Source organism: Knoellia sp. AC549 (genome assembly GCF_979258975.1).
The window spans coordinates 2,553,688-2,568,971 of sequence record NZ_OZ409890.1 but is presented as its reverse complement, the minus strand read 5'-3'; the positions used below and the strand labels follow the sequence as shown (position 1 = coordinate 2,568,971).

Genomic DNA, 15,284 nt, shown 5'->3' with positions numbered 1-15,284 from the left:
GGCACCAGCCGGGTGGCTGGGAGCGACCAGGGACGCTCCCAGCCACCCGGCTTCATCCGTGAGGCCGCGGCCGTCGGACCGGTTCGTGGTCAGGCCAGCAGGAAACCGACGCCGGCCTCGGCGTGGATCTGCGTCGTGTCATGGAGCGGGACCGGGCTGTCCTGCGCTCCGACCAGCAGCGAGACCTCGGTGCACCCGAGGATGACGGCCTGCGCGCCTCGAGAGACGAGGGACGCGATCACCTCGCGATAGGTGTCACGCGAGGAGTCGAGCACGACGTCGCGACACAGCTCGTCATAGATGACCCGGTGCACCTCGGCGCGCTGCGGTCCGTCCGGGACGATGACGTCGAGGCCCCTCGCCCGCAGCCGACCGACATAGAAGTCCTGCTCCATCGTGAAGGCCGTCGCCAGCAGCCCCACCCGACTCGTGCCCTCCGCCAGGATCGCGTCGGCCGTGGCGTCGGCGATGTGCAGCAAAGGTATGCCGCAGGCCTGCTCGAGCTCGTCGGCCACCTTGTGCATCGTGTTGGTCGCGAGGAGGAGCCCCTCGGCGCCGCCGCGCGCCAGGCCCTGCGCGGCCTCCGACAGGATCGCCAGCGTCGTGTCCCAGTCACCGTCGTGCTGCGCCTGTGCCACCGGCGCGAAGTCGACACTGTGCAGCAGGAGACGGGCCGAGTGGAGACCGCCGAGCCGCGCGGCGACACCCTGGTTGAGGAGCCGGTAGTAGCTCTCCGTGCTGGTCCAGCTCATCCCACCGAGGACTCCGAGCGTGCGCATGCCTCGCACCCTAGGCCACGACGATGCGCACCTATCCTTGTCGGGTGACAGCCACCGAGATCCCCATCGCCGGCGAGAGCATCCGGCTCGGCCAGCTCCTCAAGTTCGCGTCCGTCGTCGAGGACGGCGCCGACGCCCGGGCCGTCGTCGAGGCCGGCGAGGTGCAGGTCAACGGTGAGGTCGACCTCCGCCGTGGCCGGCAGGTGCGGCCCGGCGACACCGTGACCTATGCCGGAGAGACGTTCGCGATCATCGCCGAGGCGTGACCGCAGGGCTCGCCCTCAGGGGGCGGGCGGCATACAACGGATGAGGGTGACCGCCCCGCTCACGGTGACGTCCCCGGCGGAGTGCGGGACGAGGAGCACGTCGCCGGCACGCACGTCGCGCGTCCCGTCGTGGGACGCGAACGTCCCGCGGCCGTCGACCACGACGACTGCGGCGTATGCCGCCGAGACGGTGACGTCGCCCGTCATCGGCCGCACGACCTCGGCCCGGAAATAGGCACTGGCCTCGTCCGGCAGCGCCGACCCGGCGCCCTCGACGTCGATCCAGCGTCGGCGCAGGGAGTCGATGCGCGCCTGGCTCACCGGACCGTGGTCGACACTCTGCAGGGCCAACGACCGCTCGAGCCCGAGGAAGGCGTGATCGAGCTCGAGCCCAAAACGGCTGTGCTCCAACATGACCGAGAAGTCCGTGGGCTCCTGGAGCTCGAGGATCAGGACACCCTCGCCGATGGCATGCGGCTGCCCGGCCGGCACGAGGACGGCATCACCCGCCGTCACCGTGATCGGGTTGAGCGCCGCGAGGAGGCGGTCGTCCTGCGCATCCACCAGCTCCTCGAGCTCGGCGTCGGAGAGCCCGTCCCGGAACCCCACCCAGACCGTCGCCCCGGGCTCGGCGACGAGGACGATCCACGCCTCGGTCTTGCCGTTGTCGCAGTCCAGGTGCGCCGCGGCGAACTCGCGGCTCGGGTGCGAGTGGACGGGCAGGCGCTCACCGCTGTCGAGCAGCTTGGTGAGCAGGTTGGGGTTGCCGCCGAAGCGTGCGACGTGCGCCTCACCGAACCAGCCGGCGCCATCGGTCGCGAACGCCTGCGCCAGGTCGACCCCGTCATCAAGAATCGTGCCTCCCCCGCCGCCCTCCGCAAAGAGCCGCGCCGTCGAGCCGATCCAGTCCTCCGGCCGGTAGCCGTCGAAGTCGGGCCCGGCGTCGACGCCTCGGAAGTCGAAGATGCGTTCGCCGCCGCGATAGAACCTGCGTGGCGTGTTGGACGGCAGGGACGCGGTCGTGGCCGAAGCCGCGCTCGTCGACGTGTCGGTCATGGTTTGGCCTTCCGAGGTGGGAGCGATGACAGGAGCCGACCGGACTCCCGGACGATGAGCCGGGTGGGCATCACGACCGTCTGAGCCGGTGACTCGTCCCCGAGGAGTCGGGCAAAGAGCTGGAGGACGGCCTTCTGGCCGATGGAGGCCGGGTCCTGGTGGACGACGGTCACGGAGGGTTCGATGAGGTCTGCCAGCTCGAAGTCGTCATAGCCGACGAGGCCCATCTGGACCCCGACCTGCCGCATCGCGTGCAGGGCCGCGAGGGTGACCCGGTTGTTGCCGGTGATGACGGCCGTCACCGGTGTGCGTTCCCTGGCCCAGGCGCCGAGCCGCTCGACGAGGTCCTCGGAGGAGTGCGGCCCCATGACCACGCGGGTGTCACCCGGCAGACCCAGGGCGTCGTGGATGGAGACGAAGGCCTCTCGGCGCTGCCTGGCGGTCCAGAACTCGGCGTTGTCGCCGAGGAAGGCGATCCGTCGGTGCCCATGGGCCACGAGGTGCTCGACCGCGCTCCGCACCCCGCCGGCGTTGTCACTGATGACGGTGTCGCACGGCTCGCCCCGGACCGGACGGTCGACATAGACGATCGGAGTGCCGCTGGCATAGACGGTCGGGTCGGTGGCCGGCCGCTCCCCCGCAGGGACGACGACGAGACCGTCGACCCGGCGGTTGATGAGCCCCTCGAGCACCACGCGCTCGCGGGTCGGTGAGCCCTCGGCGGACGCGGTGATGAGCTGGTGCTGGCGAATCCTGGCCTCACGCTCGACCGCGGCTCCGATCTGGGAGTAGAAGGGGTTGGCGAGGTCCTCGACGACGAGGGCGATGGTCTGGGTGCGCCCCTGACGCAGGATCCGGGCGCCGTCATGTCGCATGAAGCCGATGCGGTCGATGACTCCACGCACGCGCATCTCGGTGTCGCGGCGCACTCCCGGCTCCCGGTTCACGACTCGCGAGACCGTCTTGACGGACACATGGGCCTCCTCGGCCACGTCCGCCATCGTGGGCCGGGCGGATGTCCGCTTTCCTGACAACGCTGTCACACCCCAGATCACATCAAATTCCGCGCTGCTGAGCAACGTGACTGCACGGGACTGGGTGCCAAACCAGCGTGCTTGTCCGATCGTATGTCCTCACCGGACAAGGTGGGGGGTGGACGTTGCGGTGCGGGCGGCATACAGACAGGGTCGTGGGAGAGGACCGGTCACGGACGACCGGAGACGCTCAACGACGAGCCCGGAGGAAGAATGCGCATCACCGCCGTCCCTAGAGGACTGACAGCAGGAGCCGTAGCGCTCGCACTCGGGTGGGCTTCCGCCTCCGGGTCCGCAGCCGCGGCCTCCCCCGCTGCCGCACCCGCAGCACCCACAGCAGCCGTGGAGGGCGGTGAGTGGTCGACCTCGTTCGAGACCGGCCAGCCCCAGCCCCTCCAGTCGACGGTCGAGGTCGAGCCGACCGGACCGCGCCAGCAGAACGTCACTGGCGGCGCCGCCGCGGACGGGAGCCTCCTGGGCTCGGTCACCGGCGTCACGGCCAGTGCCCAGAACGCCCCCGGCGAGGTGGCGTCCAACCTCGCCGACGCCAACCCGGACACGAAGTGGCTCGCCTTCGCCTCGACCGGCTGGGTCCGCTACCAGCTCTCGGGAGCCAAGCGCGCCCTCACGTGGTCCATGACCTCCGCCGACGACGCCCCAGAGCGGGACCCCCGCAACGTCACGCTCCAGGGATCGAGCGACGGCACGACCTGGGTCGACATCGACCAGCGCAGCGGCGTCACCTTCTCGGGCCGCAAGGTCAAGCGGACCTTCACCGTGACGACGCCCGGCGACTACGCCTTCTACCGCCTCGACGTCACGGCCAACCAGAGCGGCAACATCGTGCAGCTCGCGGACTGGGGTCTCTTCGGTGACATCGAGTCGAACCCGACCGAGATCCTCCCCATGGCCACCACGGTCGGCTCGGGGCCCCGCTCCGGCTTCAACATCAAGCCCCTCGTCGGCTGGACCGGCGTCAAGTCGATGCGCTACGGCGGCCGCCACACGGCCGAGGGCCGCGGCTTCGGCTGGAACCGCCTCTTCGACGTCGACGTCCCGGTCGGCGACCGGTCCCAGCTGACCTACAAGATCCTCCCGGAGATGGTGTCGGGTGACCTGACCTACCCGTCGACCTACACGGCCGTCGACCTGCGGTTCACCGACGGCACGCTCCTCTCCGCCCTCGGCGCCACCGACAGCTACCGGACGTCGGCCTCGCCCAACGGACAGGGCGTCGGCAAGATCCTCTATGCGTCGCAGTGGAACTCGGTCGTCATCGAGCTCGGCCCCCAGGCCAAGGGCAAGACGATCGACGCGATCCTCCTCGGCTACGACAACACCGCGAAGCCCACGAAGGAGACGACCTTCAGCGGATGGGTCGACGACATCAAGATCGACCCCGCACCGGCAGCGCTCGACCGCTCCAGCCCGACGTATGCCGTTGACGTGCGTCGCGGAACCAACTCCAGCGGGTCGTTCTCGCGAGGCAACAACCTGCCGATCAGCGCCGTCCCCAACGGTTTCACCTTCTTCACCCCGGTCACGGACGCCAACTCCCAGTCCTGGCAGTACTACTGGCAGCAGGGCAACAACGCGCAGAACCGCCCGACCCTGCAGGGCCTCGGCATCTCGCACGAGCCGTCCCCCTGGATGGGTGACCGCAACCAGATGTCGGTCATGCCCTCCATCGCCCAGGGCGTGCCGACCGGAAGCGCCTCCGGACGGGCCATCCCCTTCGACCACACCGATGAGGTCGCCCGCCCGGACCACTACCGCGTGAACCTCGACGGCGGGCTCATCGCCGAGACCGCCCCCGCGGACCACGGTGGCGTCTACCGCTTCACCTTCCCGGCGTCGGCCCCGACGGGCAACCTCGTCTTCGACACCGTCGACAACAACGGCACCTTCACCGTCGACGCCGCCGCGGGCACGATGAGCGGCTGGGTCGACAACGGCAGCGGGCTCTCCGTGGGTCGCAGCCGCATGTTCGTGCACGGCACGTTCGACCGCGCCGCCACGGCGACCGGCGTGGCCCCGAACGGGCACACCGGCACCCGCTACGCGAAGTTCGACACCGCGACCGACCGCGACGTCGAGCTGCGGCTCGCGACGTCGTTCATCTCGCTCGACCAGGCCAAGCGCAACCACGGCTTCGAGCTCGCCGGACGCACGTTCAACGACGTGCAGGGCGACGCCAAGGCCAAGTGGGACGAGCGTCTCTCGGTCGTCGAGGTCGAGGGGGCGAGCGACGCAGACCTGCGCACGCTCTACTCGAACCTCTACCGCCTCAACCTCTACCCGAACAGCCAGTTCGAGAACACCGGCACGGCAGCGGCTCCTCGCTACCAGTACGCGAGCCCGGTGTCGGCCAAGTCGGGCAGCGCCACGGCGACGACGACCAACGCCCCCGTCAAGGACGGCAAGATCTACGTCAACAACGGCTTCTGGGACACCTACCGGACCGTGTGGCCGGCCTACTCGCTGCTCTACCCGGAGATCGCCGCGGAGATCGCTGACGGCTTCGTCCAGCAGTACCGCGACGGTGGATGGGTCGCGCGCTGGTCCTCGCCGGGCTACGCCGACCTCATGACGGGCACCAGCTCGGACGTCTCGTTCGCCGACGCCTTCGTCAAGGGCGTGGCCCTGCCGGACAAGGTGGGCACCTACGACGCGGCTCTCAAGAACGCCACCGTCCTCCCCCCGTCCTCGGGTGTGGGACGCAAGGGCCTCGCGTCGTCGACGTTCCTCGGCTTCACCCCCGAGAGCACGCACGAGAGCGTGTCCTGGGGCCTCGAGGGCATGATCAACGACTTCGGCATCGGCAACCAGGCAGCCAAGCTCGCCACGGACCCCAGCGTCCCGGCTGCACGGCAGGCCACCCTCAAGGAGGAGTCCGAGTACTTCCTCAAGCGCTCCACGGCATACACGAACCACTTCGACCCCGAGTCCGGGTTCCTGCGGGTGCGTTCGGCCAACGGTGAGTTCGCGCCGAACTTCGACCCCGAGGTCTGGGGTGGCGGCTACACCGAGACCAACGGCTGGAACTTCGCCTTCCACGCGCCGCACGACGGCAACGGGCTCGCCAACCTCCTCGGAGGACGCGAGGCGATGGCCGACAAGCTCGACGAGTTCTACTCGACGCCGGAGACCGGGACCAAGCCCGGGAGCTACGGCGGGATCATCCACGAGATCACCGAGGCCCGCGACGTCCGGATGGGCATGTTCGGGATGAGCAACCAGGTCTCGCACCACATCCCCTACATGTACAACTGGACCGGCAAGCACCACCGGACCGCCGAGACGGTGCGCGAGATCCTGCGTCGCCTCTACGTCGGTGGCGACATCGGCCAGGGCTACCCGGGTGACGAGGACAACGGCGAGCAGTCGGCCTGGAACACCCTCTCCTCGCTCGGCATCTACCCGCTCCAGGTCGGATCGGCGGAGTGGGCCGTGGGGTCGCCGAAGTTCACCAAGGCGACCGTGCACCGCACCAAGGGAGACCTCGTCGTCAACGCCCCGAACAACTCGGAGCGCAACATCTACGTGCAGAAGCTCACCGTCAACGGTGAGGGGCACAAGGGTGTCTCGATCCCGCACGACAAGCTCGCGGGCCCGACGACGATCGACTTCGCCATGGGCGCCACGCCGTCCGACTACGGGACCAAGGCCAACGCGGCCCCGCCGTCGGTGACCAAGGGAGACGCCCTGCCGGCTCCCCTGCGGGACGCGACCGGGCCCAACGCGGGCACGATCACCGCGCCGACGGCGACCACCCCCGGCGCGCTGTTCGACAACAGCTCCACGACGTCGACGACGTTCAGCACGGCCACGCCGTCGGTGACGTACTCGCTGTCCGGCATCGGCCAGCGCGCGACGTTCTACTCGCTGACCAACGGCGCCGCCGCGGGAGAGCCCTCCGCGTGGCGGGTCGAGGGAAGCAAGGACGGCAGGACCTGGGAGACGATCGACAGCCGCACCGGCCAGAGCTTTGCCTGGCGCACGCAGACGCGGCCGTTCAAGATCGCCACGCCCGGCACCTACACGGCATACCGACTCGTCGTCACGGCGAGCACCGGGACGCCGACCCTGTCCGAGGTGGAGTTCCTCACCGACGGCTCCAAGGCGCAGAACACCGGCGTCAAGGTGAGTGCGTCGACCAGCCTCGAGGGCATCGAGGGCCAGGAGATCGGCGGCAACGTCGGCACCTTCTCCGGCGGCAAGGGCACGTCGGCGGCCGACTACTCGGCCACCATCGCGTGGGGTGACGGCGCCACCTCGGCCGGAACCATCACGGCGGGCGACCTCGGGTCCTACTCGGTCAAGGGTGCGCACACCTACACCGAGCCGGGCTACTACGAGACCGTCGTCACCGTGAAGGACAGCAAGGGCACGGTCAGCGCCATCGGAGGCGTGACGGTCCACCAGGCCGTCGTGCCGTCGTACGCCTCGGGCTTCAACCTCGTGTGCATCGGCGACCCGGGCGAGCAGAGCAAGTGCGACGGCGGCCAGGCGGGCATCTCGCGTCCCGCCCTCGTCGAGGCCGGTGCCTCACCGGGCAAGCTGCTCACCGTCCCGGGCACCGACCTGCGCTGGTCGATGCCGGCGATCCCCGCCGGTGAGAACGACAACGCCACCGGAGCCGGGCAGACCTTGCCCGTCACCCTCGCCCCGGGTGCCACGAAGCTGAGCCTCATCGGCACGGCCACCCAGCGCAACCAGGACACCGTCGGCACGGTGACGTTCACGGACGGCACCACCACGGCATACCCGATCCAGTACGGAGACTGGTGTGGCTCGGCCCAGTTCGGCAACACGATCGCCGTCGAGATGACGTCGAGGCTCAACGGCACGAGCACGGACGGCTGCCACCTCAAGCTGTTCGCGACCGCGCCGCTGACCATCCCCGCGGGCAAGACCGTGGCGTCGGTGACGCTGCCGACCCAGACGGGTGACCCCCGCTCGGCCGGTCGGATCCACGTGTTCGCGGTCGCCGACAACGGCGCTCCGATCACCGTCACCCCGGCGACGGGCGCGACCGCGAAGGCGGGTGTCGCCTCCTCGGTGACGCTCGGCACGGTCACCGGTGGCGTGCCGGCGGCAACGGGCTACACCGCCCGCGTCGCCTGGGGCGACGGCAGCCCCACCACGGACGCCACCGTGACGGTCGCTGGCGACGGCACGGCCACGCTCACCGGCTCGCACGCCTGGGCGACTCCCGGGACCTACACGGCCCGCGTCCTCGTCGGTGACAGTCGCAACGACACGCTCGCGTCGGTGACGGTCACCGTCACCTGACACTCGGGCGGGCGGAGCATTATCGGGTCACCCGATAATGCTCCGCTCGACCCCGGCTGGCATCCGGGGTCAGGCGGGACAAAGTCGGGTCAAGCACCTGCAGAAACGCGTATGCCGCGTGCTCCCCCTGTACGGGAGCACGCGGCATACGCGTTTCTTGCGGTTGGGCCGTGAGGCCTCAGGTCAGGCTCAGTGCGAGTGGCCGTGGCCGCCGCCGTGGCCGGCACCGGCTTCCTCGTCGACCTTCTTCTCGACGACGAGCGTGTCGGTGGTGAGGACCATCGACGCGATCGACGCGGCGTTGCGCAGCGCGGAGCGAGTCACCTTGACCGGGTCGATGACGCCGGCCTTGACGAGGTCCTCGTACTCACCGGTCGCGGCGTTGAGGCCCATGCCCGGCTCCAGCTCGGAGACCTTGGCGACGGCGACGTAGCCCTGGAGGCCGGCGTTCTCGGCGATCCAGCGCAGCGGCTCGGCCGCGGCCTTCTGCACGATGGTGGCGCCGACCTTCTCGTCACCTTCGAGGCCCAGGGTGTCGATGACCTTGACGGCCTGGATGAGAGCGGAGCCGCCACCGGCGACGATGCCCTCCTCGATGGCCGCGCGGGTCGCCGAGATGGCGTCCTCGATGCGGTGCTTCTTCTCCTTGAGCTCGACCTCGGTGTGGGCACCGACCTTGATGACGCAGACGCCACCGGCGAGCTTGGCGAGGCGCTCCTGGAGCTTCTCGCGGTCCCAGTCGGAGTCGGTGCGCTCGATCTCGGCCTTGATCTGGTTGACCCGGCCGGTGACCTCGGAGGAGTCGCCCGAGCCGTCGATGATCGTGGTCGTGTCCTTGGTGACGACGACGCGGCGCGCCTGACCGAGGACCGTGAGGTCGGCCTGGTCGAGCTTGAGCCCGACCTCCTCCGCGATGACCTGGCCACCGGTGAGGACGGCGATGTCCTGGAGCATCGCCTTGCGGCGGTCTCCGAAGCCCGGAGCCTTGACGGCCACGACGTTGAACGTGCCGCGGATCTTGTTGACGACGAGCGTCGACAGTGCCTCACCGTCGATGTCCTCGGCGATGATCACGAGCGGCTTGCCCGACTGGACCACCTTCTCGAGGATCGGGAGGACATCGGCGATCGCCGAGATCTTGCCCTGGTTGATGAGGACGTAGGCGTCCTCGAGGACACCCTCCATGCGCTCGGGGTCGGTGACGAAGTAGGGCGAGATGTAGCCCTTGTCGAACTGCATGCCCTCGGTGAACTCGAGTTCGGTGGAGGCGGTCGAGGACTCCTCGACGGTGATGACGCCGTCCTTGCCGACCTTGTCGAACGCGTCGGCGATCGTGGCGCCGATCTCCTTGTCCTGGGCGGACAGGGAGGCGACGGACGCGATCTCGTCCTTGCCGTCGACCTCACGCGCGGTCTCGAGCAGCTTCTCCGAGACGGCGTCGACCGCCTTGTCCATGCCGCGCTTGAGTCCGGCCGGAGCCGCACCGGCGGTGACGTTGCGCAGACCCTCGCGGACCATGGCCTGGGCGAGGACCGTCGCGGTCGTCGTGCCGTCACCGGCGACGTCGTTGGTCTTGGTCGCGACCTCCTTGGCGAGCTGTGCGCCGAGGTTCTCGTAGGCGTCCTCGAGCTCGATCTCGCGGGCGATGGTCACGCCATCGTTGGTGATCGTGGGGGCGCCCCACTTCTTGTCGATAACGACGTTGCGGCCCTTCGGACCGAGCGTCACCTTGACGGCGTTGGCGAGGGCGTCGACGCCACGCTCCAGCGCCTTGCGGGCGGAGTCGTTGAACTCCAGTTCCTTGGCCATGTGTGTCCTTCAGTAGTCAGTGGTGGTGCGTTGCCGGGCAGAAGCACGTATGCCGTGGGCTCACCGTGGGAGGTGGGCCCACGGCATACGTGGTGGTTCAGAGCGAATCAGGACTCGTTCAGCCTGTGCTCTTGGATGATCAGGAAACGACGGCGAGGACGTCGCGCGCGGAGAGGATGAGGTACTCCTCGCCGCCGTGCTTGACCTCGGTGCCGCCGTACTTGCTGTAGATGACCTTGTCGCCGACGTTGACGTCGAGCGGGACACGGTTGCCGTTGTCGTCGATGCGACCGGGGCCGACCGCGAGGACCTCGCCCTCCTGGGGCTTCTCCTTCGCGGTGTCCGGGATGACGAGACCGGATGCCGTCGTCTGCTCGGCCTCGAGCGACTTGATGACGATGCGGTCCTCGAGCGGCTTGATGGAAACCGACACTGTGTGACCTCCCCTTTGGGATGAGTCGAAGGTGGACAGATGAGCTGCATAGTGCGCAGAACTGTGGATCCGACACGCCGTCGCGGGGGTCGAGCCGGTCCGCCTGCGCTGGCACTCACACCGGGCGAGTGCCAACGACCCAAATCTAGGTCGCCGGTTAGCACTCGGTCAACTCGAGTGCCAAAGGTTGTCCTCGTGTTCGCTGAGGGCGCAGGGCGGGGGAAAAGCGTTTGCGGCCCGGCCGCGCGAGGGCAAGGGTCACCACCATGACCGACATCGACGCCCCCGCCCTGCTCCAGGCCTACGACGACCAGCTCCGTCGCGAGGCCGAGGTCCCCTCGGCGGTGAGTGTCGCCGAGCTCGGTCCACTGGTCCTCGCGACCTACGTCGGCGGGCGGGGGTTCGTCACCTACCGCGAGCTCGGCACCGCGGCCGGGCCTGCGACGGAGGCGTCGGTTCGTGCGCTCGTCGCGGCCGTCCTCGATCACTACCGGGCGGCCCCGGAGATCACCGCAGTCGAGTGGAAGAGCCGGGGACACGACCACGCGCCGGGCCTGCACGACGCCCTCGTCGACGCCGGGTTCGAGGCGGAGGAGACCGAGTCGGTGATGATCGGCGACGCGGCCCTGCTGGCGCTCGACCTCGCGCTCCCGGCCGGCGTCACGGTGCGCGAGCTGCACGACGAGGCAGACGTCCGGGCCATGGTCGACATGCAGTGCGAGGTGTTCGGCGACGACCCGACCGAGACCGAGGCGCACTACGAGCAGATCATCCACCGGTTCCGCACCCGCACCGACATGGAGCTCTGGGTCGCCGAGGAGGCAGGCTCGATCGTGAGCGCCGGCCGCCTCGAACCGGTGGAGGGCACCGACTTCGCCGGCATCTGGGGTGGGGCCACGAGGCCGGAGCACCGCGGTCGCGGCATCTACCGCGCCCTGACGGCTGCTCGCGCCCGTTCGGCCATCGCGCAGGGCAAGAGGTGGATCAACAGCGACTCGACCGAGTTCTCGCGCCCGATCCTCGAGCGATCCGGTCTCGTCAAGGTGTCGACCACGACGCCCTATGTGTGGAAAAGTGCCAGCAGCACGACCGTCTGATCGACACGGGATGCGTGGGCACGTGGACTGCCTGTCGTCGCCGCACACTGGGGAAAGCTGATCCTATGAACCGTCTCACCTCGGTCGCGGCTGCGGCGGTCCTTCTCGCGGCCCCGATGACCGCTGCGGCGACCACCTCGTCCGCAGTGGTTCGGGACTCGGCGGCGCGTCCGGCGCAGCTGCCCCGGGTTGCGGTCTCGGACGTGTCGGTCTCCGAGGCTGCGGTGGCCGACACGTTGGCCACCCAGCCCGGCCGTGAGGGCGCGGCAGCTGCGACCACCGGGGCCGTTGCCACAGCCACGGTCGCGGCGACGGCCCCGGTCGTCGGGCTGACCGGGCGGGGCTTCGGCCACGGGCGTGGGATGTCGCAGTGGGGTGCGCGCGGCGCGGCGAGCCAGGGGCGCACCGTGGCCCAGATCCTCGACTTCTACTACCCCGGCACAACCACGGCCAGCATCGGCAACCCCGAGGTCCGGGTGCGGATCACCGGGATGGGCAGTGGCCCCACCGTGGTCGCGGGCGAGCCGGGCCTGACGGTCACCAACGGGACGTGCACCGCCTCGCTCGCACCCTCGAACGCCGTCTCCTGGCGTGCCAGCCGGACGACGGCCGGCTGGAAGGTCGAGGGCTACTACACCAAGTCCTCCGGGTCCACCGGCTGGTGGCCCCTGGCGACGAGCTGCACCGGCTTCTCGACGGCCAAGCACCTCACGTTCGTGGGCGACGGCTCGCTGGCCGGCTCGGTCCTGACCCTGCGGACCCCGTCGGGCAACCGCGCCTACCGCGGTGGCCTGCGGGCGACTCCGGTGACGTTGCGGGGTGGCACCACCGTCAACACCTTCGGGACCGTCAACGTCCTCGCGATGGACAGCTACCTGCGCTCCGTGGTGCCGGCGGAGATGCCGGCGTCCTGGGGTCTTGAGGCCGTCAAGGCCCAGGCCGTCGCAGCGCGGTCCTACACCGGCGCGCGGCTCGGCAGCCCGGACGGCTTCGACATCTGCGACACCACGGCCTGCCAGGTCTATCCCGGCCTGACCAGCTCCAACCCGGAGCACCCGAACTCCGACGCCGCGGTCACGGCGACGAGCGGGCAGGTGCGCAAGTACGGCACCGCCATCGCGCACACGGAGTTCAGTTCGACCAACGGCGGCCAGGTCGTCGGCTCCTCGGTCCTCTACCAGGTCGCCAAGGCCGATCCCTACGACGGCGTGTACGCCGAGGCGCCCGACACGTGGTCCTACCTGACCATGCCGGTGACGGCGATCGAGAATGCCTGGCCGAGCATCGGCACGTTCCGCTCGATGACGTTCTCCCGGGACGCCAAGGGCGCCTTCTTCGGAGGGCGGGCCACCTCCGTCGTCCTCACCGGCAGCGCGGGCACCCGCAGCGTCGGCGCCGAGACCTTCCGCAGCACCCTCAACCTGCGCTCCACCTGGTTCATCCCGGTGGGCTCCTCGGTCGGGACCGACTTCGCCGGCAACGCCTTCTCCGACCTCGTCGCCCGGGACGCCAACGGAACCCTCTGGAACTACCACGGCAACGGTCGAGGCGGCCTGCTGCCCAGGTCGGCCATCGTCACCAACTTCCCCGCCTCACCCGAGATCGTCGCGCCGGGAGACTTCTCGGGGGACGGCATGCCCGACCTCCTGACGCGTTCCACGTCGGGAACCCTCACGCTGCACAAGAGCGACGGCACCGGCCGCATCGTCTCGAGCAGAAGCATCAGTGACGGCTGGCAGGGCGTCGACACCCTCCTCGCACCCGGCGACCTCGACGGCGACGGGCACGTGGACCTCCTGGCGCGCGACACCGCCGGCACCCTGTGGCTCCACCGCACCAACGGCGCCGGAACCCTCCTGCCCAAGGTCAGCAAAGGCTCCGGGTGGCAGGACTACCGCGAGCTGGGCGCAGTCGGGGACTTCGACGGAGACGGCGGTCCGGACCTGGTCGGCAACCACCGGACGGGTGCCCTGCACCTGCTTCGGTTCTCCGCGAGCGGGACCTACCTGGGCAAGCGGCACGTGACCTGGGGCAGCTTCACCGCCCTCTCCGGACCCGGCGACTTCAACGGCGACCGCCGCACGGACCTGATCACCCGAGACGGCGGCGGGCGGCTGTGGGCCTACCTGGGCGACGGCACGGGCGGTGTCAGCTCACGTGTCCGGATCGGGTCGGGGTGGCAGGCGATGACCTTCGGTGAGCGAGCTCCTTCTCGGGTGCTCGTTCCCCGAGACTCGCGGGACGAGCGGCGGTCGCGAAGTGAGAGGCTGGGCCAGTGGACGTGAGCACGGTGAGGGCGCTGACTGCCCCCGAGGGACAGGAGCTCCTCCGCTCGCTCCCTCCCTACAACGGCTCCTCCGCCCTCACCCTCCAGGACCAGCTCCGCCGTGCGGGCCACCCACCGGAGCTCGCGGCCGCCGCCCTGACCCAGCAGCGCCTGCGCGCCAAGGCGACCGCGAAGTTCGGGGAGTTCGCCTCCGACATGCTCTTCACCCCCGACGGCCTCGAGCAGGCCACGCGGCTCGAGGTCGCAGTCGCCCACGCACACCGGTTCAGCCGGGCGAGCCTGGCGACCGTCCACGACCTCGGCTGTGGGATCGGGGCCGACGCCGTGACCCTGTCCTCCCTCGGTGTGACCGTGCGCGCCGTCGACTCCGACCCGGTCACCGCTGCCGTCGCCGACGCCAACCTGCGGCCGTGGCCGGACTCGCGCGCCCGCGTCGGTCATGCCGAGGACGCGGAGTTCGGGGTCGACCCGGGCCGTAACCGGGTCGGTGCCTGGCTCGACCCGGCACGCCGCACCCGGGGGGTCGCCGACATCACCGGTCGGACCCGGCGGACCTTCCGGCTCGACGAGCTCTCGCCGTCGTGGGACTTCGTCCAGCAGGTCGCCGCCGCGGTTCCCGCCACGGGCGTCAAGCTCAGCCCGGGCTTCGACCATGCCGCGATCCCCGACGGCGCCGAGGCCCAGTGGACCTCGTGGGCCGGCGACGTCGTCGAGTGCGCGCTCTGGTGGGGACCCCTCGCGACGACCCCGGGTCGCACCGCCCGGGTCATGGGGCCGGACTCGACGCCGGTCGTCGTCACCGAGTCGATGTCGGACCCCGTGCCACCCACCGCCACGTCCCTGCGCGAGGTGGGCGGCTGGCTCCACGACGTCGACAAGGCCGTCATCCGGGCGGGCCTCGTGGGAGCCGTGACCCGGGCCACCGAAGGCACGGAGTCGGACGAGGGCACCGGCTACGTGCTCACCTCACGCAACGTCTCGCTCGCCTACACCCGGCGGTATGCCGTCCACGAGGCGATGCCCTTCGGCGTCAAGACCCTGCGTGCCTGGCTGCGCGAACACGGCATCACCGGGCTGACGATCAAGAAGCGCGGGGTGCGGCTCGATGACGAGCAGCTGCGGCGCGACCTCAGGATCGGCACCAAGGCCGGTCGTGGTGAGCAGGCCACGGTCGTCCTGACCCGCGTCGGAGGCTCCCCCGTCGCCCTCATCGTCTCCCCCGCGTAGA

At 70.0% G+C, this 15,284-nt stretch carries 10 protein-coding genes; 5 read left to right on the top strand and 5 right to left on the bottom strand.

All coding sequences use genetic code 11. The annotated features are described in order from the left end of the window. Nucleotides 1–89: 89 nt before the first annotated feature. Complete coding sequence (locus ACZZ98_RS12560; protein WP_463516550.1) at nt 90–779, bottom strand: aspartate/glutamate racemase family protein; 690 nt, start codon at nt 777–779, stop codon at nt 90–92. 44 nt (nt 780–823) lie between these two features. Between ACZZ98_RS12560 and ACZZ98_RS12555 the strand changes: the two genes are divergently transcribed. After that, on the top strand, nt 824–1,045 hold the full coding sequence (locus tag ACZZ98_RS12555; RefSeq protein WP_463516549.1) for an RNA-binding S4 domain-containing protein: 222 nt from the start codon (nt 824–826) through the stop codon (nt 1,043–1,045). A 15-nt stretch (nt 1,046–1,060) separates the two neighbouring features. Here ACZZ98_RS12555 and ACZZ98_RS12550 read toward each other — a convergent pair whose 3' ends face one another. Together ACZZ98_RS12550 and ACZZ98_RS12545 are read right to left on the bottom strand one after the other, a co-directional pair. Continuing rightward, nucleotides 1,061–2,101, bottom strand: a complete 1,041-nt coding sequence (locus ACZZ98_RS12550; protein ID WP_463516548.1) for a class I mannose-6-phosphate isomerase — start codon at nt 2,099–2,101, stop codon at nt 1,061–1,063. Then, entirely contained in the window at nt 2,098–3,102 is a 1,005-nt protein-coding gene (locus ACZZ98_RS12545; protein WP_463516547.1) for a LacI family DNA-binding transcriptional regulator, read from the bottom strand. The genes ACZZ98_RS12550 and ACZZ98_RS12545 overlap by 4 nt, the downstream gene beginning before the upstream one ends. Nucleotides 3,103–3,348: 246 nt before the next feature. Between ACZZ98_RS12545 and ACZZ98_RS12540 the strand changes: the two genes are divergently transcribed. Continuing rightward, nucleotides 3,349–8,430, top strand: coding sequence for a GH92 family glycosyl hydrolase (locus ACZZ98_RS12540; RefSeq protein ID WP_463516546.1), 5,082 nt, complete (start codon nt 3,349–3,351; stop codon nt 8,428–8,430). 189 nt (nt 8,431–8,619) lie between these two features. Here the strand turns inward: ACZZ98_RS12540 and groL are convergent, their stop codons facing one another. Then, nucleotides 8,620–10,239: a chaperonin GroEL gene (gene groL / locus ACZZ98_RS12535; protein WP_463516545.1), complete on the bottom strand. Its 1,620-nt coding sequence runs from the start codon at nt 10,237–10,239 to the stop codon at nt 8,620–8,622. Between the two features lie 139 nt (nt 10,240–10,378). Continuing rightward, nucleotides 10,379–10,672 (bottom strand): co-chaperone GroES, encoded by a 294-nt coding sequence (groES, locus tag ACZZ98_RS12530; protein ID WP_380087636.1) that lies wholly within the window; start codon nt 10,670–10,672, stop codon nt 10,379–10,381. 266 nt (nt 10,673–10,938) lie between these two features. On the opposite strand from groES, the gene ACZZ98_RS12525 reads away from it, so the two are divergent. The 3 genes from ACZZ98_RS12525 (at nt 10,939) to ACZZ98_RS12515 (ending at nt 15,283) form a co-directional block, all read left to right on the top strand. Further along, a complete protein-coding gene (locus ACZZ98_RS12525) occupies nt 10,939–11,769 on the top strand; it encodes a GNAT family N-acetyltransferase (protein WP_463516544.1) in 831 nt (276 codons plus the stop codon). Nucleotides 11,770–11,834: 65 nt separating this feature from the next. Beyond that, nucleotides 11,835–14,054, top strand: a complete 2,220-nt coding sequence (locus ACZZ98_RS12520) for a SpoIID/LytB domain-containing protein (RefSeq protein ID WP_463516543.1) — start codon at nt 11,835–11,837, stop codon at nt 14,052–14,054. Further along, nucleotides 14,045–15,283: a THUMP-like domain-containing protein gene (locus tag ACZZ98_RS12515; protein WP_463516542.1), complete on the top strand. Its 1,239-nt coding sequence runs from the start codon at nt 14,045–14,047 to the stop codon at nt 15,281–15,283. Before ACZZ98_RS12520 ends, ACZZ98_RS12515 begins: the two co-directional genes overlap by 10 nt. The last annotated feature ends 1 nt before the right edge of the window (nt 15,284 follow it).